Annotated in this window: 18 protein-coding genes; 7 read left to right on the top strand and 11 right to left on the bottom strand. The window is 52.0% G+C overall.

All coding sequences use genetic code 11. The features are described from left to right. Positions 1-135: 135 nt before the first annotated feature. The 3 genes from VB741_RS16495 to VB741_RS16485 form a co-directional block, all read right to left on the bottom strand. Positions 136-648 (bottom strand): DUF937 domain-containing protein, encoded by a 513-nt coding sequence (locus VB741_RS16495; RefSeq protein WP_323366281.1) that lies wholly within the window; start codon positions 646-648, stop codon positions 136-138. Between the two features lie 69 nt (positions 649-717). Further along, positions 718-3,771: a DUF4912 domain-containing protein gene (locus VB741_RS16490; RefSeq protein WP_323366280.1), complete on the bottom strand. Its 3,054-nt coding sequence runs from the start codon at positions 3,769-3,771 to the stop codon at positions 718-720. A 108-nt stretch (positions 3,772-3,879) separates the two neighbouring features. Then, entirely contained in the window at positions 3,880-4,272 is a 393-nt protein-coding gene (locus VB741_RS16485; RefSeq protein WP_323366279.1) for a hypothetical protein, read from the bottom strand. Positions 4,273-4,614: 342 nt separating this feature from the next. On the opposite strand from VB741_RS16485, the gene VB741_RS16480 reads away from it, so the two are divergent. Further along, positions 4,615-7,596, top strand: a complete 2,982-nt coding sequence (locus VB741_RS16480) for an SMC family ATPase (RefSeq protein ID WP_323366278.1) — start codon at positions 4,615-4,617, stop codon at positions 7,594-7,596. 71 nt (positions 7,597-7,667) lie between these two features. On the opposite strand, the gene sppA is transcribed toward VB741_RS16480, so the two are convergent. Continuing rightward, positions 7,668-9,491, bottom strand: coding sequence for a signal peptide peptidase SppA (sppA, locus tag VB741_RS16475; RefSeq protein WP_323366277.1), 1,824 nt, complete (start codon positions 9,489-9,491; stop codon positions 7,668-7,670). Positions 9,492-9,527: 36 nt separating this feature from the next. Next, positions 9,528-10,559: a type 2 isopentenyl-diphosphate Delta-isomerase gene (fni, locus tag VB741_RS16470; protein WP_442786380.1), complete on the bottom strand. Its 1,032-nt coding sequence runs from the start codon at positions 10,557-10,559 to the stop codon at positions 9,528-9,530. A gap of 627 nt (positions 10,560-11,186) precedes the next feature. Here fni and VB741_RS16465 point away from each other — a divergent pair. The 3 genes from VB741_RS16465 to VB741_RS16455 all read left to right on the top strand — a co-directional run bounded on the left by VB741_RS16465 (position 11,187) and on the right by VB741_RS16455 (position 16,648). Next, a complete protein-coding gene (locus VB741_RS16465; protein WP_323366275.1) occupies positions 11,187-12,623 on the top strand; it encodes a hypothetical protein in 1,437 nt (478 codons plus the stop codon). A 264-nt stretch (positions 12,624-12,887) separates the two neighbouring features. Further along, positions 12,888-15,149 (top strand): tetratricopeptide repeat protein, encoded by a 2,262-nt coding sequence (locus tag VB741_RS16460; protein WP_323366274.1) that lies wholly within the window; start codon positions 12,888-12,890, stop codon positions 15,147-15,149. A 203-nt stretch (positions 15,150-15,352) separates the two neighbouring features. After that, positions 15,353-16,648 (top strand): glycosyl hydrolase family 8, encoded by a 1,296-nt coding sequence (locus VB741_RS16455; protein ID WP_323366273.1) that lies wholly within the window; start codon positions 15,353-15,355, stop codon positions 16,646-16,648. A 49-nt stretch (positions 16,649-16,697) separates the two neighbouring features. On the opposite strand, the gene pyrR is transcribed toward VB741_RS16455, so the two are convergent. Both pyrR and VB741_RS16445 read right to left on the bottom strand, forming a co-directional pair. After that, positions 16,698-17,237 (bottom strand): bifunctional pyr operon transcriptional regulator/uracil phosphoribosyltransferase PyrR, encoded by a 540-nt coding sequence (gene pyrR, locus VB741_RS16450; RefSeq protein ID WP_323366272.1) that lies wholly within the window; start codon positions 17,235-17,237, stop codon positions 16,698-16,700. A 56-nt stretch (positions 17,238-17,293) separates the two neighbouring features. Next, positions 17,294-17,725, bottom strand: a complete 432-nt coding sequence (locus tag VB741_RS16445; RefSeq protein WP_323366271.1) for an Rrf2 family transcriptional regulator — start codon at positions 17,723-17,725, stop codon at positions 17,294-17,296. Between the two features lie 279 nt (positions 17,726-18,004). Between VB741_RS16445 and VB741_RS16440 the strand changes: the two genes are divergently transcribed. Together VB741_RS16440 and VB741_RS16435 are read left to right on the top strand one after the other, a co-directional pair. Then, the gene (locus tag VB741_RS16440) at positions 18,005-18,439 is read left to right on the top strand and encodes an AbrB family transcriptional regulator (RefSeq protein ID WP_323366270.1); all 435 of its coding nucleotides are present in this window, start codon (positions 18,005-18,007) and stop codon (positions 18,437-18,439) included. Positions 18,440-18,498: 59 nt separating this feature from the next. Then, complete coding sequence (locus VB741_RS16435) at positions 18,499-19,980, top strand: hypothetical protein (protein WP_323366269.1); 1,482 nt, start codon at positions 18,499-18,501, stop codon at positions 19,978-19,980. 13 nt (positions 19,981-19,993) lie between these two features. Here the strand turns inward: VB741_RS16435 and VB741_RS16430 are convergent, their stop codons facing one another. Continuing rightward, a complete protein-coding gene (locus VB741_RS16430) occupies positions 19,994-21,325 on the bottom strand; it encodes a GAF domain-containing sensor histidine kinase (RefSeq protein WP_323366268.1) in 1,332 nt (443 codons plus the stop codon). Positions 21,326-21,610: 285 nt separating this feature from the next. On the opposite strand from VB741_RS16430, the gene VB741_RS16425 reads away from it, so the two are divergent. Continuing rightward, positions 21,611-21,919 (top strand): DUF3155 domain-containing protein, encoded by a 309-nt coding sequence (locus tag VB741_RS16425; protein ID WP_323366267.1) that lies wholly within the window; start codon positions 21,611-21,613, stop codon positions 21,917-21,919. Between the two features lie 169 nt (positions 21,920-22,088). Here the strand turns inward: VB741_RS16425 and VB741_RS16420 are convergent, their stop codons facing one another. The 3 genes from VB741_RS16420 to VB741_RS16410 form a co-directional block, all read right to left on the bottom strand. Next, the gene (locus VB741_RS16420; RefSeq protein WP_323366266.1) at positions 22,089-22,607 is read right to left on the bottom strand and encodes a cofactor assembly of complex C subunit B; all 519 of its coding nucleotides are present in this window, start codon (positions 22,605-22,607) and stop codon (positions 22,089-22,091) included. Between the two features lie 133 nt (positions 22,608-22,740). After that, positions 22,741-23,118, bottom strand: coding sequence for a PadR family transcriptional regulator (locus tag VB741_RS16415; RefSeq protein WP_006515159.1), 378 nt, complete (start codon positions 23,116-23,118; stop codon positions 22,741-22,743). A gap of 461 nt (positions 23,119-23,579) precedes the next feature. Continuing rightward, the gene (locus tag VB741_RS16410) at positions 23,580-25,001 is read right to left on the bottom strand and encodes a DUF3084 domain-containing protein (RefSeq protein ID WP_323366265.1); all 1,422 of its coding nucleotides are present in this window, start codon (positions 24,999-25,001) and stop codon (positions 23,580-23,582) included. Positions 25,002-25,092 lie beyond the last annotated feature (91 nt).

Genomic DNA, 25,092 nt, shown 5'->3' with positions numbered 1-25,092 from the left:
TGAAAAAAATTACGCTCTAATGCCGAGGCTTTTATCCAATAATTGAGGCAGTGAACAGTAATTTAACAATCGATTTACTTTAGATTCATCATTCAAGGGCTTGGAAAAGTCGCTATTTTGAGATGAGTAGCCATGCTAATTGGGGAGATTCAAAAATCGACCGGCAAATTTCATTACATTCCCCAAATCAGTATTGCCAGATCTATTTTCTGCGAGGAAAGTCGTTAGGAGAGAATTTGTTCCACCAACACTTTCGGGTGTGGGTGCCCCCATGTTGAACAACTTCATCACCAATGGCAAAATCTGGGGCAAAATTGCCTGGGCTATGGATGCTTGCATACCAGTCTTTTGCACGACTGCCTGAATAAGTTGTTGCTGTATCTGTGGAGAAAGAATCGACGTCAATGCAGATGAATCGCTAGTACCGCCTAACATAGACGCAAGCTGTCCGGCTCCCAGTTGAGATTGTTTTTGTTTTAAAATGGGTTGAAGGGCACCACCCAGAATAGTCATCATGGACTGCATTTGACTAGGGTTTACCCCCTTACTGCCTGCCAATTGTTGAACTGATTTGGTAACTTGCTCTAACTGACCAATACTGGCTTGTTGGTTGGGGTCATTGATGGCGCTCAACACTTCAAAAAACATGGTTTAATCCTCCAAAAAAGGGTGAATTGTTTTGCAAAATGGCCAATTAGTGATCGGCTGGTGGTTAGCCTAATGCTTAATAACTGAAAGGGTAACTTCTCCAATGTTGTCGTCTGGGTAGGTGTCGACAAAAAAGGCGCAGAGTGTTGCGGGTTCCCTAACATCGAGTATTAGCGTATCGTCGTACCCATTTAGGGTGGTCCAGGTGGAACTGACGGGAACCCCAGTCTTTTGGTTGATTACCGTGCCTCCATGAATCCATAGGATCACAAAGGGTTCTCCGGGGTGAGCATCGTCACCGTCATAGTTAAATACCCCGTCGCGCAGACGCAACGTATATACAGCGGGCACTAGCTGATGGGTGCTGGCGATGTCATGTTCAATATGGTGCAGTTGTCCTTCATCGAACATGACAGCATTATTACGGCTGTGGACTTTGACAATTTTTACAGAGCCTTGATTTGAAGGCTCTATAGCTGTTGTATCAGGGGTAATATCGCCGGTTGGAAGCTCTGGCGAGGCAACTGCGCCTAGAGCAACTGCGCCTAGAGCTGCTGCACCGCCGATGGCGGCAGTGCCCGCTGCCAGAGCGCCACTATCAACAGGGACTGGAGGAACGGGGGTGGAGGTCTTAGATGGGGCATCATCTGGCAACGGGATGGGCTTAACCGGTGTGGACCGGGCCAGCATTAGCCAATCGTCAGAGTCTGTTTGGTAACCAACTTCTGCTAAGTAGTCACTTTGGCCATTGGGTAAGGGGACTGTGCGATCGCAATCCGATTCTGACAAATCGTAGATCAGGGTACTGTTGGGGGACTGCTGATTAATATCGACATCCGTGACATCATGGATCCGCAACTGATAATCTTGGCCCCCTTCAGCTTTGATGGCTGATTTTGCCGTTTCAGGTACATCCCAAGCAGCATGGGCTTTTTGAGCCGACCGGGGGGTTAACGTAATCTGACTTTGAGCCCGACTTTGGGCGAGTACGGCGGCCTTCACATCGCCAACATTGCTGACACCAGCCCCCATAGCAGCAGCGCCAGCACCAGCGGCGATGGCAGCAGCACCACCCAGGACAGCAGCACCTGGAAATTTACCAGTGCCAATAGCAGCCTCCTCAGCAGCCGGTATACGCACTGAGTTGGATTGGGCTAGAGGTAACCAGTTACCCGATGCGGTTTGAAAACCCACTTCTGAAATATAGTCTCGCTCTGGCTCCACTGAGAAATGGGTATCCACATCGAAATCTGTACATTCAATCTGAGCCACAGGGTCAGGTAGTAACGCCTCAGTAGTCCGCTCAGTCACATCGTAGAGCTTGGCTACCATGGTATTTCCACCCTGACGTTTGACCTCAGTCAATTGCTCCTGGGGAATTTCCCAGTAGGCATAGGCATCTTGGGAGTTTAGGGGAGTGAGCACCATCCGTGCACCTTCTGCAGAGGCTTTGGCCTTACCTCCAGCTAACGTCGTTGCACCGACGGCTGCAGCTCCCACCAAAGCGGCTCCCCCCAGGGCAACTCCTCCCAGGACACCCGCAGCAGGTTCTTTTGCATTAGTAGCGACGGCTGCTGGGGTGACGACTGGGGCAGGGGTAACTGACTTTGCGACAGGGGTAGATGCGGCTGGTTTTGCAGCAGGGGTAGCCACACTCTTAGGACATACAGGCACCCGCACTGGATCAGATTTGGCAATAGGCAGCCACTGATTGCCAGCGGTTACATAGCCCACCTCTGCACAGTAGCTGCGATCATCCACAGCAATGGGTAAATGGAGATCAGGATTCGACTCTATACAGGGAAACTGAGCAGTAGGCGATGGTAAGGGAGCGTCCTTGCCCCGGCCAGTGACATCATAAAGCCGCACCATCATGTTTTCCCCACCCTGGCGCTTGAGCTCCGTCAAACGATCCTGGGGAACTTCCCAGTAGGCATAGGCATTACGACAATCGCGAGGGGTAAGCACCAAACGGGGTTGAACCCTAGTAACTGCGGCGGCGCCAGCAGCGGCGGCACCAGCGGCAGCTGCAGCACCAGCGGCGGCACCAGCTACTGGCGCTGCCGCTGGTGCTGCAGCACCGCCCCTTTTGAGCAACCACCACAACAGAGCCCCTAGCAAGGGAATGGCTAGCAAGGGCAGTAGCCATAGGGGGAAACCACCTTTGCCAGCGGCACTAGTACCCGCTCCGGCGGCGGGTTCTGGACTAGAAGCGGGCGGTGTTTCGGCTGGGGCAGGCGGTGTTTCGACTGGGGCAGCAGCAGCGGGGGCCAGAATTTCTTTACCTGGTTCAGTCGTAGCGAAACCTAAAAAAGCCAGAGCAGCAGGTCCGGCATCTTCTTTATAAACAAAGGCGCGATATTGGGAGTAGGGATAGCGGGGATCATCCGGCATGGTTTGGTGCATGGGGATGATGCGCAGATCATCGCGATCGATCACTTGGGAAACAACCGAATAGCCAATCCCATCATTGCCAAGGGCTTTGACCACAGTGTCCGTTTCATCATCGGCAATCGGATCGGCTGTGGCGCCGGTTTCAAAGGGCTTACCATTAAATACCTCGTAGGTACTCAAGGCCCGTCGGGTATCACTATAGGCCGGTCGATCCACAAAACGAATGGCTAAATCAGGACCACCCAGTTCCGACCAGTTGGTAATCTCACCTCGAAAAATGCGAGCAAATTGCTCAAAGGTTAGATCTCCTTTAAAGGCGTTGTCTGGCCCTAAAATAATCGCCAGTTTCTCCCGTTGCTCCAGCGGTACTTCCACCACCCCTTGAGCTTTCTCATCGGCAGTTAAAGGACGTCCCGTCGCCAGCAAATCAATCTCACCATCAATTAGAGCCTTAAAGGCTTCATCGGTGCGGCTGGCATTTAGCTCAACGTCGACATTGGCATACTGTTCTTCAAACCGACTCTCCAGCTCTGCATTGGTGAAACTCATGCTAGTGGAACCATCCACCTTCAGGGTGGTGCCATCTGGCAATGAACCGGGAATGGGAAAGCTTTCAGGAACCTCCCCAAACGACTGGGCTAAAACAGCTTGCCGAGAGAATGACTCACCAGAAAATTGAGAAACTGTAGCTGCAGCAAGGGCAAGGGCAGCAAATTTAACCAAGGACATCTTTCGGTACACGATTCTGATCCAAAATGCGTAGGGTATGGACAGTAAAAGCAGAAATAGCTAGGTAGGAGCCTTATGACTAAGGGCAACCCAATTGACCTAATGGGACTAAAGATGAGTTACGGCCAGCGTTAGCTCACCGCTGTGGTTACCTGTACTGGTATCAAATAAAAACGCGCAGAGTGTAGCCGATTCAATTACATCAATGACTAGGGAGTCGTCATAGCCATTTAAGGAAGCCCAAGTAGCTTGTACTTCCACATTAGTTTTTTGGTTAATAACTTTGCCGCCATAGATCCAGAACAAAAGCCATGGTTCCGCCTTAGCTCCGGTGCCTGTGGTGTAAGAAACGCCACTATCGCGAAGTTTAACCACATTGGTGCCAGGATCTAATGTCACTGAAACACCATTGTCCTGAATTGCGTTCATTTGCTCAGGACTAAGACGATAGCAATTGTGTTGACTATGTACTTTGAGATCCCTGATTACAGTGCCTTCCATGATTCCAAACTCCTCTAATCGGTCAGCGAAAAAAATTACCAGCCCAGGTTCCAAGGATAAATAAAGTTGCCTAGATCAACCCTGATTTTTTTAGTTAGATTTGAATCATTTTGAGTGTATTCACTGACTAGGGTGTAATATATGTCGATTTTGATGCCACAAGAATCCTTCTTAAGGATAAAAAAGGAATTGCCCATTTACAATCAGCCAATCAGCTCAGTAAACAAGCAAACCAGATAAGTAAACCAGATCGATGGAATCATTAAGTATTTAAAAACCAGATCGTAAGTACTAAAGATCGTATGTACTTGCTATGGTAGTCATAGGCTGGAAAGCTATGACATGATTCCGAAACGACTGACCCTAATTAACTTTTTGAGCTATCGAGAGGTCTCCCTCGATTTTGCTGGGTTACATGTGGCTTGTATTTGTGGCCCCAATGGGGCTGGTAAATCATCGTTGCTGGAGGCGATGGGCTGGGTGGTGTGGGGTCATAGTCGGGTGGCGGCCGATGATGATGTGATTCACCTTGGGGCCAAGGAGGTCAAGGTGGAGTTCGTCTTTGAGCACCAGGGACGGGTCTATCGAATTTTGCGGGGGCGCAGGCGGAAGCAGGGTTGTTTCCTGGAATTCCAAATCCAGACGCCCAATGGGTTTCGTCCCCTGACCGAGCGAGGGGTGCGGGCCACACAGCAGCTGATTGTCCAGCACCTGAAAGTGGACTATGAGACGTTTATTCATTCGGCTTATTTACGCCAAGGGCGGGCGGATGAGTTTATGTTGAAGCGGCCAGGTGAACGGAAACAGATCTTGGCTGATCTGATGAAGCTAAGTCAGTATGATCGCTTAGTGGAACGGTCGCGAGAGCGGGGGCGGGATTACCAGGCCGAGACTAAGGTGTTGGGGCTGGCGCTGGACCAGGCCGAGGAAGAATTGGCCCAGCGCAGTGCGATCGCAAGTCACCACCAGGCTCTCCAAGAACAGACCCAGCAGACCCAACAGCAACAGCAATTGACCCAACAACAGCGGGAAAAATTACAGCAGCAGCAACAGCAGAGACAGCAGCAACAACAGTCTCTACAGACGGCCCGACAACAGTTAAACCATCTGCACCAAAGCCAGCTACAGCGAGGGGCAGAGCTGCAGCGACTAGGCCAACAATGCCAGTCTCTACAGCGGGAGTTGAACGCCGCCAGTGAGATTGAAGCGGGCCAGCAACAGCTGCAGCAATTGCGGCACCAAGAAGAAGAGTATGGTCAGCGATTTCAACAATATCAGCAGGTTCAGGCCCTACAGATGCAGCTCCAGGCCCAACGGCAGGAACAGCGAGGGACCATGCAGACCGCCATCAGCCAAATGGAGCTAAAGCTGGCGGCCCTGGATGAGACCATTGGGGAACTGCAACAGACTCAGGCCCAACGGGAAACCGTAGCCGCCACCCTGGTTCAGCTACAAGTGGCGCGCCAGCAGCTGAGCCAATTGGACCAGCGCCAAATGGATGTGGCACCGCTGCAGCAGCGTCGTCAGCAGATACACAATCGGTTAAAACAAGCTTCAGCCCGATTAGAAGCCCGGCTAGACGCCATTAGCCAAACCCAGGCCACCCTCACCACCCAGCGCCGACCGGAGCTGCACCAAACCCTGGCCAAGGTCCAGCATCAGCTGGCTTACCTCGAGCAGCGGCGGGCCTACCAGGCTCAGGTCCAGCAAAAGGGCCAAGAGCGACGAGACTTTATGGCCCAGCTGCAAACTGAATATCGCCAGCATGAACAGCAGCTAATCCAACTGGATCAACGCCTCGCCATGCTGAACCAGCCTGAGGCCCACTGTCCTCTGTGTAACCAGCCCTTAGCCGACCACGGCACCCAGGTGATGGCCCAGCTCCAGCAGGAACGGGATACGCTACAACAGCGAATCTGGGTGATTCGAGAACAGTTGACCACTTCACAACGGGAGATTCAGGTATTACGGCGCGAATATCGGGCCTTGGAAACGGAGTTGGCCCAGTACGACGCTGTACTCCAAGAGCGGGGAGGTCTGCAGGCGCAGCTGGCGTCCTCAACGGAGGCCACCACCCAGCTAAAGGCCCTGGAACAAGAACGACAGCATTTGGAACAATGTTTGGACTCGGAAGACTATGCCACCGAGCTGCAGCAGGAGTATCAACAGCTGGAACAACAGTTGGCCACCCTAAACTATGATGAACGGGACCATGCTTTGGCCCGTAACCAGGTGGAAAAGCTGCGCTGGGCTGAGTTTAAGCAGGCTGAATTGGCCCAGGCTGAGCGGCGGTTGGCCCGGCTGCTGGCGGAACGTCCTGGGGTGGAAACGGCCTTGGCAAAGTTGCGATCGCAGCTGCAAACCTTTGACCAAGAGCCCCCTGAAGAACTGCTGCAGGCGGCCACCACCCTAGCGGAGTTGGACTATAACCCCGCCCATCACCAACAGCTACGCACCCAGCTGCAGGACCTACAACAGTGGCAGCTACGGTACCACACCCTACAACAGGCCCGGGCCACTTTGCCTGGGCTGGAGCAACAACGCCATGGGTTAATCCAGGCCCAGACCGCACAACAACAGCAATATGACACCCTCAAACAACAGATTGCTGAGGCTGAGACGGCCCTAGTGCTCGAGGTGACAGACCAAATCCAACAGGTGGAGGCCACCCTAGCCCAACTGCAAACCCAGCGAGAACAACAGCTCAGTCAGCTGGGCCATTTAAACCAGCAGATCCAACAGCTCGATACCCTGGAACAGCAAGTAGAGCAGCAGCGGCAGCAGCTCCACAGCCATCAACACCAGCTCAGGGTACACCAGGAACTGCAGCAGGCCTTTGGTAAAAACGGTATTCAGGCGTTGATGATCGAAAATCTGTTGCCCCAGCTGGAGGCGGAAACCAACCAGATCTTGGGGCGTCTCAGTGCCCACCAGCTCCATGTGCAGTTTGTGACCCAGCGGTCAGGGCGCAAAAAGCTGATCGACACCTTGGATATTTTGATTGCCGATACCCAGGGCACTCGGGCCTATGAGACCTATTCCGGCGGGGAGGCGTTTCGGGTGAACTTTGCGATTCGATTGGCCCTGGCCCGATTACTGGCCCAGCAATCGGGGCTGGCACTGCAGATGTTGATTATTGATGAGGGGTTTGGCACCCAGGACCAGGCAGGATGCGATCGGTTAGTGGCGGCGATCAATGCGATCGCACCAGATTTTGCCTGTATTTTGGCCGTGACCCACATGCCCCATTTCCGCGAGGCATTCCAGACTCGCATTGATGTGACAAAAACAGAGCAAGGCTCCCAAGTGCGGTTGTCGGGCTAGTAGGCATATTCAGAAAGGCTATTTAAGAAACTTAGCGTAGACTGTTGTTAAAGTTGTCTCTTAACCACCTCTCATTCAATCTCCGTGGTAAACGGTAGCCGCATATAAACACCCTGAGGATCATTGAGAGTTTTTAATAGGCTCAGCTCTTCCCTCAGTTTCATCGCTTCTTGGGAAATCGGGTCCTGGGCCCAAGGCAGCTTAGTAGCTAGCCCAACCCCAAAGAGACTATCGAGGATTTGTTCTTCCAGACTGGGAGGGGTGGGTAATTCCTCCACCTGCCAGTCTTCTATCTCAGCCGCCGCTGCCGCCGCTTCAATGGCAGCATTTAGGCCCCCCATTTGGTCCACTAAGCTGACGCCTGCGGCATCGGTGCCAGACCAGACTCGTCCTTGGGCTACCTGGTTAACATTTTCCTTAGAAATTTCGCGACCGGCGGCCACCAGGGTCAAAAAGCGATCGTACAGGGTATTGACAAAGGTCTGCTGTAGTTTCAGCTCAGACTCACTCTGGGGACGGCTAATGGTGTCAATGTCAGCCAGTTTCGCAGTTTTGATCACATCCCACGTGACGCCGTTGCGATTGGCAATTTCCTTAAAGTTTAACCTGAGGCCATACACTCCGATCGAGCCGGTAATGGTGCCGGGGGTGGCAAAAATTTGATCGCCGGGGGCGGCAATCATGTAGCCCCCCGAGGCGGCGTAGTCACCCATGGAGACAATGACGGGTTTCTCGGCAGCCAATAGCTCCACCTCATGGGCAATAATTTCAGATGCGATCGCACTTCCCCCAGGGCTATTCACCCGCAGCACCACCGCTTGAATGTCATCATCCTTACGCACCTGGCGCAGAGTGTCAGACAGACCGTCAGAGGTAATTAAACCAGCGGCAGACCCTTCCCCATCCACGATTTCACCGTTGGCATAAACCACGGCAATAGTATCCTTGTCGCCTCCATCCACAGCGATGGTTTCACTATAGAGATCAAGACCAATCTGGGTAAAATCATCCTCTTCCTCTTCCCATGGAGCATCCGTTTGATCCGTCAGCTCCCGTAGCTCGGTCAACACATCATCATAAAAAGCAACTTTGTCAATTAACCCAGCAGCTTGAGCTGCCTCCGCAGGTAACAGGCCTTGGTTTTCAGCAATGGCTTGAATCGCCTCGGGGGTGGTCTCCCGAGCCTTGCTGGTGGTGGTCAAAAACTCTTGCCACAGGTCAGAAAGCAACGCCTGGGTCTGCTGCTTTTCCTCTGGGCTAATGTTGGTGCGAGTAAACGGTTCAATCGCCGATTTATACCGGCCAGCTCTCAGCACTTGGACGCCCACACCATACTTGCTCAGGGCTCCAGCTAGAAACTGAATTTCCGCCTGAAATCCATTCAGTTCCATCACCCCCGCCGGGTTCAGGTACAGGGAATCCGCCACAGATGCCAGGTAATAGTCACGCTCACTCCAGATGGTGTTGTTGGCCAACACCGGCTTACCAGAGTCGGCCTTAAATTTCTCTAGGGCCATTCGTAGCTCCTTCAGGGTGGCAAATCCCGCATTAGTATTCCCCGTCAGGTAAATGGCCTTAATATTGTCATCCCCCGCCGCCGCCTCAATGCTGGCCAGAGCCCGATGGAGCGATATGGCCCGATAGGTGCTGCCAGACAAGGTTTCTTCCAATACGATGCTAGGGCCAGAGTAGGGCACCGCATCCACAATGTCGGTGGCCAAATCAAACACCAAAATTGAGTTTTTTTCCACCTCGGGCTCGGTTTCAGAGGCGGCGGAGTTGAGAAAAAGGCCCGCTATCCCCAACGCCCCCACCCCCAGCAGGGCCACTAAGCTAAATAGACCAACGACAGTTCCAAGGGCACTAGCAGCCGCGTACTTAAAAAAATCTCGCATGGTGGAGGCGCAGAAGGATAGGTAACTGAATTTAATCTATGGTAGGCGCTGAAGCACCTGAGCGTGTCTCAGGTCTCGAAGATTCCCCTGGCCAGTGCAAAATAGAGCGGTTTTCAGTTCGGCGATCAGGATATCGGTCAAGGTGTCCAGGGCCGCTTCTGAATGGTCCGCTGCCTTGAGGAAGGGCAGCGCTAAACCGGCAATGTCAGCCCCCAGGGCCAGGGTTTTAGCCACATGGAGACCATTGCGTAAACCGCCCGAGGCGATCAGGGGAATGTGGGGAGCGATTTCCCGCACCCCGACAATACAGTCAGCCGTGGGTAAACCCCAGTCCGCAAAGGTTTGCCCCAGACGACGCTGCATAACATCCTGGGCTCGCTCGCTTTCCACCCGCGCCCAGGATGTGCCGCCAGCCCCGGCGGTATCGATGGCGGCAACACCAACATTAATCAGCTGCTGGGCTAAGCTACCCGAAATACCATTCCCCACCTCCTTGGCAATCACCGGCACCGGCATTTGGGCACACAGGGTTTCAATCTTGGCCATCAGACCCCTAAAATCCGTATCACCTCGGGTCTGAACACATTCCTGTAAGGGATTGAGATGCAAAATCAGGGCATCGGCCTGCAGCCAATCCACCACCCGCTGACAGTGCTCCAGCCCATAGCTATAGTTCAACTGCACCGCCCCCAAATTGGCTAGCAGTAGGGCATCCGGGGCATAACTACGCACATTAAAGGTGTCAGCCAGCTCAGGTTTTTCCACCGCCACCCGCTGGGATCCCACCCCCATAGCCAAGCCAAATTTCTGGGCCGTTATGGCCAATCGCTGATTGATCAGACGGGCCTGTTCAGTGCCCCCGGTCATGGACGAAATCAGAAGGGGTGCTCCCAGAGTTTTGCCCAGGAACTGGGTGCTAATGTCCACCTGGTCATAGCTCAGTTCCGGCAATCCACAATGGATAAAGCGATAGTTTTCTAGCCCCGTCGTGATCTGATGGCATTGCACATCATCCTCTAGGCAGATGCGCAGATGATCTGCTTTTCGATCCTCAATAGTGGCAGGCATGATGGCAGGGTTTGTCTTGTTCAAACTAGCGGTCTGACCCACGGTTTACTCTCTATAGTGTTGATGGTTTCAGATGTCTTTCCCGATGTCTTTAAAATACGACCTTGGTTGGGCTAACCCCCGTTAGTCAACGTTTATTCACGGGACTTAGCCGATGAAACTTGGTTCATGGGACTCATGGCAAACTGGCCCTAAGACCCTAACCCCCTAGGGCCTAGCCATCACTTTTATAAAGAGCCCATAAAGTCAGTATTTTTATACAGGGTGCCCATGGCTAGAAAATATAAGGCTTTAGACAAGTTTAGGAACAAGACTGTCAATTAATCATCTTGTTATTCCAGGGTAATGATGACGATTTAACCCGATGAAGTAACTATGGGATGAATACCGATGGTAGCTCTGGTTATAGAACATCCATTGGGGGTAGGCCCCTTGGGTAAACATTATCTAGAAAACTATAGCTGTTGGATGAAATCCATTGATACAGATGGCGCGCCTAGCGTCCTGTGTTGATAGACGTCCTCACCCAGTAGGCTCAAAAACAGTGCTGTTGCTGATTTAGAAAAGGGTCCGTAATGGCAAAACACTTAAACGAACACTTAAACGAACATTTATTTGGAAAGGACTATGAGGGATATTGCTCGGGATTTTCAGGCAATGCCGCTGGTGGCTTGGATGGTGTGGGTGGTCATGGCGATCATTGCATTGCCAGTCATGGCCTCACCCCTAGAAATACATCCAGAAACCCATTCAGAGGTCACAGGGTCTGAAACCATTACCCTCATGTCTCCCTCGGCTGAGGATGACACTACGGGGGATGAATCTGCAGAGAGTGATGAATCTGCAGAGAGTGATGAATCCGCAGAGAGTGATGAATCCGCAGAGAGTACTACTATCGGTTCATCTACAGACAACACCACAGATAGCCCCCCCCTAGTGGCTCAGGCAGACTCCAGCGATCTAGCGGAGCCCTCAGATCCTTTTTTCTTTGATGAAAATTCGGTTGAACCCTCCGGGGACGGGGTACTCGCTCCCCTCTCGGGGCCAGAAACGCTGCCGGACGGCACACCTGGGGATGGAGCTGAATTAGAGGATGGCCCCCTCACACCGCCATCCCTCAAACTGCAGACCGCCGCCATTCAAGAGGGGGATGAATTTTCTGCCCGCGCCCGAGTATATGGTCACTACTTCCTAGAGTCTAATGTGGCCGTCGTGGGTGCTGTGGACCTGTCCACCGGTGACGCCTTTTCGGATACAAGGTCCACCGGGGTAAACATTAGTGAACTCTATATAGTTGCGTCTCCGCCTGAGTTACCTGGCCTGCGGGGCGCAGCGGGGCTGATCGAGCTGTCCTCATTTTTCGATCGCAATAGTTTTGCCAAGGACAGCCTGACCCACTTTATCAATCCCGTTTTTCAGACCAACCCGGCCTTGGCCGCCACCCAGTTAGAGTCTCAGCCCGCCGCCCTGCTGCAATGGCGACCGATTGATGAAGTCATTCTGAAAACCGCCGTCTTTTCCTCCGGTGGTTTTAGTGACCTAGACTTTGATGCTGTGGCGGCGGAATTAGGGGTGAACCTTGGCAATCTGATTGTGCGCGGCACCTATGTGAGTGCCACGGATAACGGTGACCGCGATGGTATCCCCGAGAGTTTCCAAATCAATCGCAATGGGGTATTTGGTCCCCGGGAAGGTGATCGTGAGGTGTCCTATGGCATCAACGCCGAGTGGTTTATCCCCGAGATAAATGCGGGTTTATTTGGCCGCTACGGTCACCACAGAAATGCTGATTTGGATATTTCAGGCGACACCTATAGTTTTGGGGTGAATTTCCTGGATCTATTGATCGATGATGATCGCTTTGGCATCGGCTACGGTCGCCAACTTAGCAATAATGATCGACGCCAGGGTGACCGCCCCGATGTCTTGGAAACGTTTTACGATATCAGGCTGGCCCCCAATGCTCGGGCTGCCATCAGCTGGCAGTTGCGGGATGAATTCTCGGAGTCGGTATTTGGATTCCGCATTCGTGCGGATTGGGATTTATTAGAACTTTTTGATTGACTTTTTGATTGATTCTATGGGCCCCACGCCCATTGCTGTGGGCCCCGCGCCCATTACTGTGGGCCCCGCGCCCATTACTGTGGGCCCCGCGCCCATTACTGTGGGCCCCGCGCCCATTACTGTGGGCCCCGCGCCCATTACTGTGGGCCCCGCGCCCATTACTGTGGGCCTCGCGCCCATTACTGTGGGCCCCGCGCCCATTACTGTGGGCCCCGCGCCCCCACCCTCCCCATTGCTCGATATAAAAACTAAAACCATATTGTTATGAACTGGTATCGTCGCACGCTGGGTCTATGTCTCAGCTTCAACCTCTTAGCCGCTACTCCCCTACTTCTGGCCCAGCCAGTCCGGGCTCAGCTACCCAATCTAGATAATCAGCCAACGCTGGTACGAGAGGGTTATGCACTGTTTGAAAAGGGTTGGATTGACCCGGCCCTAGATAAGTTTTTGCAGGCGGTGCAGCGGTATCCTGATTCTGGCCTGGCCCAGCTGGGGTTGGCCCGGTCCTATTTAAAACTAGGACAGGATGCCAATGCCTTTGAGGCGTTTCGACGGCTGACGGTGCTAGAGCCAACGAATGTTGAAGCTCTGGAAACCTTGGGTTTGTTGGGTAGCTATCGGCCAGAGTGGCGCAGCGTTGGCATTGATGCCCTGACAACGCTGCTGGCACAACCGGGCTATGGAGAGAATGGAGAGGTGCGATCGCAACGCGCCCTGCTCCTATTCTACGAAGGTCGTCTGATTGAGGCCGTGGCTGACTACGATGTGGCCCTAGCACAACCCCACACCACCGCCACCCAAATCGGAGCGGCCCAAGTGTTTGCCTATGGCGGACGCTCCGCCCAATCCGTCGAGCTATTTGAAAACTATATCAGCGCCGGGCAAACCCTCAAGATCTACGAGGCCCAAGCCTACAGCTTTGCCCTGCGGCAGCAGGGTAACCCCGCAGCCGCCATTGATGTGCTACAACCTTTCCTCAATGCCAATGGGGACGCCACCGAGCAGGCCCAGCTAAAGGCAGAATTAGCCACCTCCTATGCCGCCAACCGTCAGTATGAGAGGGGACTGGCCCTCCTGGACACCATTACAGACCAGCCTTTGGTGGTGGCCCGCGCCCTCAGGGGAATGAGTCTTTATACCGATGCCCCCGAGGTCCAGACCCGCGCCATCGCTGCCTATGAAAGCATACTGACGAGCTCTAGACTGACCGTTGGCACAGCCCGTGAAGCGGCCGATGCCCTGAGTGTTTACCCCCGCAGTCGGGCCACCACCCTAGCAACCTACCAACAGCTAGCGGCCCAGTATCCCGATGACATCAGTCTCTATGTCCAGGCCAGCATTTGGGAACGGCAACTGGCCCAAATTTCAGCCCCGGAACTAAGACAGCGCCTCTTCAGCATCACCCTACCCGAGAACCCCACCCAGCTGCAGTATATTGCCACCAGCCTGGCCAGGCTTGATCCGCCGGATACGGAACTGGTGCCGTTTTATCAGGATGTACTGGCGGCCACCTCAGCGGAGCCCTTTCTCCACTACCGTCTAGGTCAGATTTATCTCCAGCAAAACAAACTAGAGCTGGCCCAAGAACAGCTGCAGCTCTATGCCGGCAACGATCCGGCTGTGCTCTTGTTTCAAGCGGAACAAGCCCGCCGCCAGGATGATATTGACACCAGTATCGCCATCTATCAGCAGTTAATCAATGACCCCACCAGCAATGATGAAGTGGTAACCGGTGCCCTCCAGGGACTGGCCGGCATCTATCAGGGGCAAGGGCGCTATGCAGAAGCCCTGGAACTATATGAAGACATCATTGCCCTGAACCCTGGCAACGATACTAAAATCCTGGGCCAGACCAGTTTGGCCTACCAAGGTAAATTTATTTCAGTGGAAACGGCGGAGTCTGTGCTGGATCAATGGTTGGCCAGCCACCCAGCCAACGAGAATCCCCCCGAGCTTTATAGCCTGGTGGGAGCCCTACCGGCGGACCCGGCCCGCAGCGACCTCTATGCCTCTCTTTTGGTGAGCAATCCCAGTTCGCTGCTCATTCGTCAGCGGCAAATTCAAGTCCTGGCCATGACCGACCCAGATGCGGCCAATGAAGCGGCGGCGGCACTAGTGGCAGACAATCCCGACGCGCCCGAGGTTTACCTGCTCCAGGGGCAAATCGCCCAGGATACGGGTCGGCTGACCACCGCCTCTAGGGCTTACGAAACGCTGCTAGAGCGCAATCCTGAGCAGTTTGATGCCATTGTCGGCCTAGCCGGTGTACGGTTTCAACAGCTGCGTTACCAAGAAGCACGCCGTCTGTACGATCAGGCCATTGAGATCGCCCCCGATGACCTCAACCTACGTCAGGCATCCATCAGTTTGACCGTAGCCCGCGATCGACCGTTACAGGCCCTAGAAGAAATCAATGCACTCCAGAGCCGAGTGCCTGCCAGTATTGGCTTAGAGCGACAAGAAAGACTGATTAAGGAAAGCCTTTTACTCCATAGAGGTTTTCAACCCGTGTGGGAGCGTTATTAACCCATCAGGGCAACTAGCAGAAACCAGCGGAAACCAGTGGAGTGGCATGGGGCTAAGGCTATAGGTAAGGATAGTGGCACAAAGCCTTAGCCCATTGTCTGGGTTACTTTCTAAAACAATAGGGTAGGCAGTTTTTGCCATACCTTAGGACAGTAACTACAGCCATCGGCCAAACAAGTGGTCAGACAAAAGGATCAATACCCATGACGTCAAGCATGTTTTATAAACAGATACGGCGCTGGAGTTGCTTTTTGCTACTGGGAGTGCTGATACATGTTGCCATCACGAGTTGCTTCTTGCTCCCTGTACAGTCAGAAGCCGCCTATGAGCTACCCTCCCAAATGCCGTCCACTATTACCTTAGCGGTGGCAGACTCCACAGCGGATCAGTCCTTTTTTGAAACCACCTGGCAGCGCTATCGCGAGCGCTTTATTCAAGCCGACGGCCGGGTAATTGATTGGGAAAACGATGACCAGCGCACCACCTCCGAAGGGCAAGCCTATGCCATGCTGCGGGCATTACTGATTGATGATGCCAACACCTTTGACCAGGTCCTCACCTGGGGGGAACAGAACCTGGCCCGGCGCGATGATGACGGGGAGCTGCTGGATCATCTATGGGCCTGGAAGTGGGGACCGGATGCGGCTCCGGGGGATGCCAAAAAATGGGGAATTTTAGATCAAAATTTTGCCACCGATGCCGATATCGACGCCGCCACGGCCCTGATTATGGCGGCCCGTCATTGGAAAAAAACAGCCTATTTGACCTTAGCCAAAACCAAACTTAAGGACATTTGGGAATTCTCCACAGCCGATATTTCGTTGCAGGACGACCTCTCCGGTCGTTACCTATTACCTGGCCCCCCAGAGGCTTTCCACCCAACACCGGACACCTGGCAATTAAATCCGTCCTACATGGCCCCCTATGCCTTTCGACTATTTGCCCAGGTAGATCAACAGCACGACTGGCTAGAGCTAGTGAACACCAGTTACAGCATGCTGGAAGCTAGCGCTCCCCTATCGGAGTTGGGACTACCGAGCGATTGGGTTTTACTCCACCGTGAAGCTCCCCACTATCGGCCGTTGCCCGCCACAGCTCCGCACAAAAGTATCTATGGCTTTGATGCCTATCGCGTCTGGTGGCGCGTGGCCCTCGACCTAGCCTGGTTCAACTCGGTCCCAGCCGGTCACTACCTAAACGATCATCTCCCGGCCCTAGTGGAGCAGTGGCAAGCGTCCCAGCAGCTGCCAGCCCAAATCGACTTGGCCGGTCAGGCTATGGTGGATTACGGAGCCACATCCCAGTACGCCATGGTGTACCAGGCCCTACGCTATCTAGATGCAGAGGTAGCAGAATCGATTCGAGCCAACCAACTTACCCTGGCAGATCCCAATGGTTTTTGGGATGGCGATTCGGCCTACTACACCCAAAATTTGGCATGGCTGGGGCTATATCCCCCAGAATGGGTCCCCAGCCACTGGCTTAACCCAGCCAGATAACGGGCCTAACCGATCCAGAAAGGGTCCAGAAAAGGGACAAAAAGGCCTCTTACAGACCCTTCAATAGTTCCACCGTATCCTTCTGGTCCGCTGGCATGAGTTGAACATTAACCAATTCCTCTCGGGCAGTGGGCAGGGATTTGCCAATAAAGTCGGGATGAATCGGGAGCTGTCGATGGCCGCGATCGATCAGCACAGCCAGACGGATTAAATTGGGACGACCGTAGTCGATCACCGCATTAAGGGCGGCCCGAATCGTGCGGCCACTAAAGATAACATCGTCCACCAGCACCACTTTTTTATCGGTCAGATCGCAGGGCATCACACTTTTAGCCGGAGTGCGAGTGCCGATTTTATCCAGATCGTCTCGATAAAACGTAATATCCAGTTCCCCCACCGGTATGGTTGTACCCTCCAGCCGTTCCATTTGCTGGGCTAGGGTATGGGCTAGGGGTACACCACGAGTGTGGATGCCGACAAGCACCAGATCTGCTAGGTCGTCAGTCCGTTCAATAATTTCAGAGGCCAAACGATTGAGGGTACGGCGAATCGCATCTGCAGAGAGAATTTCAACTACCTGATTAGCCATGGTTAAGGCGAGAAGCTATTTATTAACCATAACGAAGAGTCCACCCTTAGCAAGCCCTAAACCATGAAATTTGTGTTTTCCCCTTGGGCCGCTTGCCAACTGCGGGCATCGTAATAGAGCTCTTCTAGGGAGATGCCATACAGCACCTCCCGTAAATTTTCCTGGAGTCGCCGCCATAGGGTAAAGGTGACCCAATCTTCGGCTTTTTCTGGGGCAATCAAGTCCAAAGGATTAATGGGTTCTCCTACGGCGTCTAAAATTTGGCCCAGGGAAATTTGATCGGGAGTTTTGGCGAGGCGATAGCCCCCCTGTGCCCCTCGAACCGATTCGACTAACCCGGCTCGACGGAGTTGAATGAGCAGTTTTTCTAAATAAGGCGCAGGTAAATTTTGCCGTTGGGAAATCAGTTTGACCGATGCTAAATGGGGTTGCAAACTCAGATCGAGCATGGCTTTTACACTGTAATGTCCTCGAGTTGTAAGTTTCATGGTTAGGGCAGATACTCAGCCAAGTTTGAGGTTTAGAAAAAGGCTGAATTTAGCCTGGAGTCAATAGAATAGGCCGGAGAGAATCAGAGAAAATGAACATCAGAAGCTGCCATAATAATTAGACTTTTAGGAATTTTCTCAATAAATCAATCGTTCAATCAACTCTTAATGTAATTATCAAAAAATAAATTCAAACAGCGTGCATAAACGTATTTCAATCAGGTATGATTCTGCTCGTTATCTGTTTACTTAATGTGTTCATGTTAGAGATGTGGGTGAATGGCTAAACCGTCAAATTCAAATCCATTAACTGGGAAAACACTACTCAAGAAAGTTAAAGACTTAGAGCATCTCTCTAGAGAGGAAAAGGCCAAAGCCTGTGGCTATTACACGTTGACAAAAAATGATGTTGTCCGTGTGAACATGATGAAATTTATGAATGCGCTGATTGATGCCGAAGGTATTCAATTAGACAGTATTCAAACAGGTAATGGTCGAGGGGGTCGCAGTGCGAGCTATCGCATTACGGTGCAATCTAACGGTAATTTATTAATTGGTGCTGCCTACACAAAGCAGATGGGTTTAAAGCCCGGAGATGAGTTTGAAATCTCCCTTGGCCGCAAGCACATTCGCTTAAAGCAGCTTAATGTCGATGGCGATAGCGATGATGATAACGTCGGAGATAGCGACGATGATAACGACCTTGATGGGTAGACAATAGTTACTATGTCAGGGTTAATCGACTGAATTCTTAGCTTTAATTCAGAAATATTATGGGGTTGCCAGTAGTTTTAGATGTTGCCCTCGGGCTGATGTTTGTATATATGGCCTTGGGTTTGATTGCTAGCGAAGCGCAGGAAATCGTTGGTACTTTACTGCAGTGGAGAGCTGAACATCTCAAGTATTCGATTGAGCAGCTGTTGGCTGGGGGACAATCTACCGATGCCCGAGCGGCCCGTGTATTAGCAGATAGTCTATATGCCAGCCCTATGGTGCGTGACTTAAATTATGAAGCCCAGGGGGTCATTGCTCGCTCGGCCCGCGGGGTTCTCCATGGCGTTGGCTTGATCTATCGATTGGTCAGTCGTACCCGCAATGTATTTGGGGCGCAAACCTCGGGTCCTTCCTATATTCCGTCAGAAGCATTTGCCACGACGCTGTTGGAAACGTTGCAGTTGGAGGGACTACAGAAATCAGTGGTGGAAACCCGCCTGAAGCGATTACTCCAGGAGCGGATTATGCTGCCTTTGGGGGATACCCTCCACACACTGCGGGCGGCCATCGGCGATGGAGCATTGCTGGATGTGGAGTTGCGCAACCTGGAAGCATCCCTAGAAAGAATATTTTTGGATTATCGGGCCGGGCGTACCGATCTGGCTCAAATTGCCGATCGGGTCATGGCAGAGTTAGATCATTTTACGGATCAAGGGGCGCAGATTTTACCTGAAAGTTATGGGGCAACCCAGGCGTTTGTGCGGCGGTTGGGCTATTTGCGATCGCAAATAGCCAGCGGCATGGACGCCTCAGAGGGACTGGTACGGCAGCTGCAACCTACCCTCAAAGAGCTGTTGACCCTACTAACGCATTCTAGCGATCGCAGCTCAGGAGAACTGGCCTCCCTCCGGCAAAGTCTTGAAGGGAAGCTACCGGTACAACTCCAAGAAAGTCTTACCCTATTAGCTGAGCGCGTCAGCAGCAAAGCCCAAGGTGCAGACAATCAGCTACGGCTGTTCCAAACCGAATTAGAACAATGGTACGACCGAGGCATGGATCGAGCCAGTGGCGTTTACCGACGAAATTCAAAAATAGTCGCTATTTTGCTAGGGGTGACCATTGCCGCACTGGTGAATGCCGATACTTTTTACATGGCCAACCGACTCACCGTAGATCAGGCCGTACGCAATAGTGTGCTCCAAAGCATTGACCAAGTATCCCTAGAAAGCATGGTGTCCCCCTCTAGCGATAGCGGCCCCATTAATACCGAATCCCTGAGCCAAGATCTTCAATCCCTGGGGGATGCGGTGCAGACCACCCTGTCAGACTATTCCCTTCCCATCGGACGCTCTCCTAAACTCCTGGCCACCCAAGCTGTTCTAGAAGCTGACTGGCCCCTACCCATACCCCGCCACTGGTTAGGCTGGTTAGTCACCGGGGTCGCTGTTTCCATGGGTTCAAGTTTTTGGTTTGATGCCCTGAAGCGAGTCATGTCAGTACGTTCCTCAGGGGTCAAACCCAGCAGCAACCAATCCAGCTGAATCTAGTCAGGATCTAGTCAGGCGTCGGCAACCAAATAATAAAAACCGTACCGTGATCCATCATTGACAAAGGCTGATCCAAAATCACAGGCACCCATGACGACTGAATTGCTTTAGAACTTAGGGGACTCACTAGGTCAAGGGTCCCGCCCATTTGGGTAATCAGAGCCTGGGCAATGGCTAAGCCTAAACCCGTACCCGGAATAGTGCCCTGGGCTTGTACTCCTCGGTAATTGCGCTCAAATAAGTGGGGCTGGTCCCCTAGGGGAATGCCCGGGCCGCTATCCCCCACGACAATACCCACATAGTGATCTTTACTCAATCCCCCCAATAGCCATACCCAAGCCTGGGCAGGCGCATACTTAAAGGCATTGTCCAGGAGATTAGCAATCACCTCCTGGAGTGCCTGGGCATCAATCACCACCAACTGCCGGGAAAAAATAGCCAGGGGGGAATGCCAAAACTGTCTATGGCGCTCACTCGCCGCCGCCGCCGTGACCGTGATCAAAGGCTCTAGCACCTGTCCCAAAAACTGAGGTATCGCCTCCAAGGAGCGTCCTAGGGCCGGTAGAAGCGGTTTTTGCAGCGTGGCAGCATCCATACTTTCTGAGCTTTCTGGCAATAAAGGCGGTGTGACTGCCTGGGCAATATCCACATCCCCCACATCAACAGCCGCATCAAAATCAGTCACCAGTTCCGTTAAACGTTTACTCTCCCGCACAATACCGTCTGCTAGCCGGTAGTTAGGATCATCCTGGGAAAGCCGACGCAGCATAAGTTTCCCAAATGTACCGATGGCCGTCAAAGGATTCCGAAACTGATGCAATAGGTTGTGAAAAACCTCTGACTGTTCCCCTTGCAATGCCTGCTTTGTTTTTAACCGTTGATGCAACCACTGATTTTGCCGATCTAAAAAACAACCCGCCGCTAAACTGACCGAAACCGTTTGTAAATACTGCTGCTCACTAGCCTGCCAGGGGCGATCCGAACGCAGCATCACCAATACCCCCATAACAATATCCTGGTGCATTAACGGCATCACTAACCGTTCCATCGGTGTATCCAAGTCTGGACTGGCCAACGTCCCCGCCACTAGGGCCCCAGATGATATAGCATCATCCATGGTCATGGACGACGCAGGCAAAGCCCCCCGCCTAATGCTCGGATTGAGCCAATCATTGAGATCGCCAGACTCTGACATCTGAGCGATCGGCACCAAGATGGGCTCAGCCTCAGAATCCATACCCAGGGTGAGATAGATTACAGACGACACCTCGCCAAACGTGCGGCGCAATAGCTCCAGGTGGGCCTGACATAGATCTACTAATTCGGCACTAGCTGGCATGGGGTTGCCTTGAATCGGTCAATGGAAAAATGACTGGAGTATTTCCTGCATCCGGATAAAATTCTTAGAACTTTAAATTTTATCAAGATAAGCCAGGTAAATGCAGGGTGTTGTGCTTCTGAAATTATTTAAGAGGTTGTCACCAATCACTTTCAGCAGATACACCACAATTTTAAGAGAAGTTGAAAATCTAAGGCACAACCGATATACTTTGCTGAGTCAAGTGTTTTGTAACTATCAATACACGAATTCGCTATTCCAATTACGCATAGGAGGTAAAAAAACTTGGCACGGAGACGCAAGCGTAAAAGTCGTCGCCGCCTTGAAGGGCGTCGTATCTTAGAATCAGTTCCTCAATACAGTATTGAGAGTGGGGAAGACAAGCCTGTCACAGCAGCTCGTAATTTCATCCATTCTGAAGGTATCCAACCACCCGCTGTACTACTGGTTAAACGTAACGAGCATACCACTGACCGGTACTTTTGGGCAGAGAAGGGTCTGTTTGGTGCTCAATATGTTGAGGAGAACCATTTCTTATTCCCCAGTCTTCGCGCCTTGATTGGTGAAGAAGAAGAAGAAGCGGTCTTAGGCTAAAGAAGACAGGTTAAGTGCCTTGGTAGCACTTAACCTGTTCAAACAAAACCTATAAAAGATTACCAGGGAGGCGTACCATTTGCGCCTCCCTTTTTAGGTTATGGGTCAGATTATAGGTCTGGCATTCATCAACAGCCCCCTACCAACAGTCCAATTTTCTGTACTAATCCTAGCTAAAAGGAGCCTTAGCCTTGAGCTGAATAATTTCATCTCGGTGCCCTTGCACGCTCAACTTACAGCCATCATTCGCAGGCTGAATGCGAAATGAAACTTGCTCCTCCCGTTCAGCCTGCTGCCAATAGACAATGGCAGCCACGGGGGATAACAAAACTAGGACAAAGAAAAAAGGCCCATAGTTACTAAATAGAGTGGCCAGCACCAAGGCAAAGCACATTAGCGCTACGGCCGCTAAAAAAGTAAGAAAAACAGCCATAAAGACACTGGGCCTCACCAGCCCCACTAGCTTGACCCAATCACCAGAATCGGCTGAGGGGGACTCCTCAAGCAAGCGATAGGCACGATTTTGAAAATAGTCGAGCAGCTTTTGACGTAATAGGTCCGGCGACTGCTCGGCTAAAAACTCAGCCACTTCAGTACGATCCTTCGTAGCTGCCTTCATAAAAAAGAACAACCCCACCCCTAACAGCATCGTTAGGAACAAGGTTGACTGACTTGCTGCACTTTCCACAACGGCTATTCCTAGCAAAAACAAACAACTACTGGAGTCCCATTGACTATACCCCAGTAGCTGCTCAGTAGTTATGGCTTATGTGGTTTGACTGATACCCAGGCGACCCAGCCTCATAGATTGCCGGATTGGGCTATGAGCTCATGGCTCGACGTCGGGGGGTAGTATTGCGCTGACCCAGAATATAGCGCTGCCATAATTCCGCTAGCTCCCGGGCCTTTGTCTGCCAATCAGGACGTAGACGATACATCCGGCGGGGGCGACCACGGCCTTCAACTTTTTTCCAGTAGCCCATAATGGCACCCTGGTTTTCTAGAAACTTAAGAGCGCTGTAGAGGACAGTATCTGACAACCGATAGTCAGGATACTCATTCTCGATGGCATGAATCAGCTCTGTGCCGTAGGAATCACGACGGATGAGGACTGAAAGGACATAACAAACTGCCAACTCCTTATTGAGATAAAGAGGCGGGGGATCTTCAAAGAACTGATAGATGTCTTCAAATTTCATGGCATATTACTCCGGCTGTAATGGGGATGGGTTTAAAACAGCTTAATGACCGATGATTTATGGATGGAACCTGGATCAGGTCAAGGTCAGGTCAAGGTCCATCTAATGGAGATATCTTGATGCGTAAAAGCTCCTACCGGTTCAATCTGGATGAGTTACACTGGTCACTCACTCGGAGGGCCTCATACAAAAACTAGGTTTAAAATTTTAGTTAGAAATGAGCGTTAGTCAGATAGTGCGTACCCGAAAATTACTACGAGGCCTATTGTTCAGCCCCTTTTTAAGATCCTCACTAACGTTTATTTCGTCAAAAGAATTTATTAATAACTAGGCTTTATTTTAGACGCTAAAAAATACTTACGGGAATCACCGCCTTATATAGTTACTATCCGCAAACAAAATATAAACTTGCTTGAGAAATTGATAATAACCACTCCGCTGATCCTCAGTTTTCAGCAGAGCTACGGCTCACTATCGGAAAAATTGGACTCAGAGAGCTGGGTCTGAAATAGGCGTTGACCATTACGACTTGCCACGAGTTCTAACGCCAGAGGACCCGTGGTAAAAATTTGCCGCCCGGCAACCGCCTCAATGTCTAAGGGGGCTCCGTAGTTTTGTACCTGGTTGAGAAAATCAATCACCGGCTGGCTAAATCCGCCAGCTACCCTGGGATTATCGACGATGATAATGCCTTCCAAGCTAGCTTTTATTTGGGCACTGGTGACTAATGTCCGCAGGGCTTCTACCAGGGAGGGGGTACTGGGATAAGCTGTTTCGATGGGAATGCGAGCCAGAGATTCCCCCTGTTCAAAAACAATGCGGTTTAGTTTTGCCTGCAACGAGACTTCTACGCAAGGGGGAGCTTCCAGCTGCACCACACAGGGTTCTCCCACTACATAGTTGCCGGAAACACCGACACGGATCACATACTGCTGCCCATCCGTGATGGATGCGGCTGTTTCCCGCACAATCTGCGAGTTGATGCGTAAAATCTGCAGAGCTTTGTTGGGGGCATCGGGCCAAATCTCATTCAAAGCCAGCCGGTTTGCTTCGGCGAGTAACTGTTCGATTTCAGCCGTGGCTGCCGATAGGGACTGGGGGCGAGTAATCAGCAGCGCCAGGGTTTGATTTCGGCTGATAGCCACATTGCCCGCCCGCAATTTGAGAAATTCAGATTCTAGTCGTTGAATTTCGTCCTCGAGCAAGGCCTGTTCAGTTTTGAGTCTGCCTAAGGCATCTTCTCGTTGATCAATGGCGAGATCCCGTTCAGCAATGGCGAGATCCCGTTGCTGTAGCTCTCGGTTTCGCTGGGACAGGGAGCGATCTCGCTGGGCAATTTGGCGCTTAATATCCGTTTGCTGGCTTTGTAGAACTTGGCGATCTTGCTGCAGACGACCGATTTCTCCTTGGAGCTGATTGGCCTGTTCAGAGACCAGGCCCAACTGATTTTGAGTTTGCCCCAGGCGCTCTCGCACTAGGGTTTCTCGTTGGGTGGCTTGGTCTAGAAAGGTGTTCACTTCAGTAAGTTCACCTTCTGCATCAATTTTTTGGCGGGTGACTCGATTGAGGGCTGTTTCTACCTCAGCCTTGGCGGTTTGGGTATTTTCTAGGGCCGCTCGAGCTTCGGCGAGGTTTGCCTGGATTTCTTCAAACTCGAATAGGCCTTTGCGCAGTTGTTCACTGGCCACGAGTAACAGGCCTAAGGTAGAGGCAGAAATGACACTGCCTGTCACAATGCTGACGACGGTGGCGGTCTGACGAGGACGTAGATTAAATAATGACAGACGAGATTTGCCCACGCGCATGCCAATGCGATCGCCCAGGGTGGCAATCACACCACCGAGAACGAGCACGGTCGTAATCAGTAGTAGACCAATGCCCATTTAACGCTATCCAATGGGACCCAGGCCCCTAGCAAACTCTCGTATAGGTTACTCGATTGTTTGACCCTGTGGCGATTAATGGTCACTGCAG

The sequence above is a fragment of the Leptothoe sp. PORK10 BA2 genome, from assembly GCF_034932105.1.
Classification (GTDB): domain Bacteria; phylum Cyanobacteriota; class Cyanobacteriia; order Phormidesmidales; family Phormidesmidaceae; genus Leptothoe.
The sequence above is the reverse complement of the archived record's forward strand: the minus strand, read 5'-3'. Positions and strand labels throughout refer to the sequence as shown.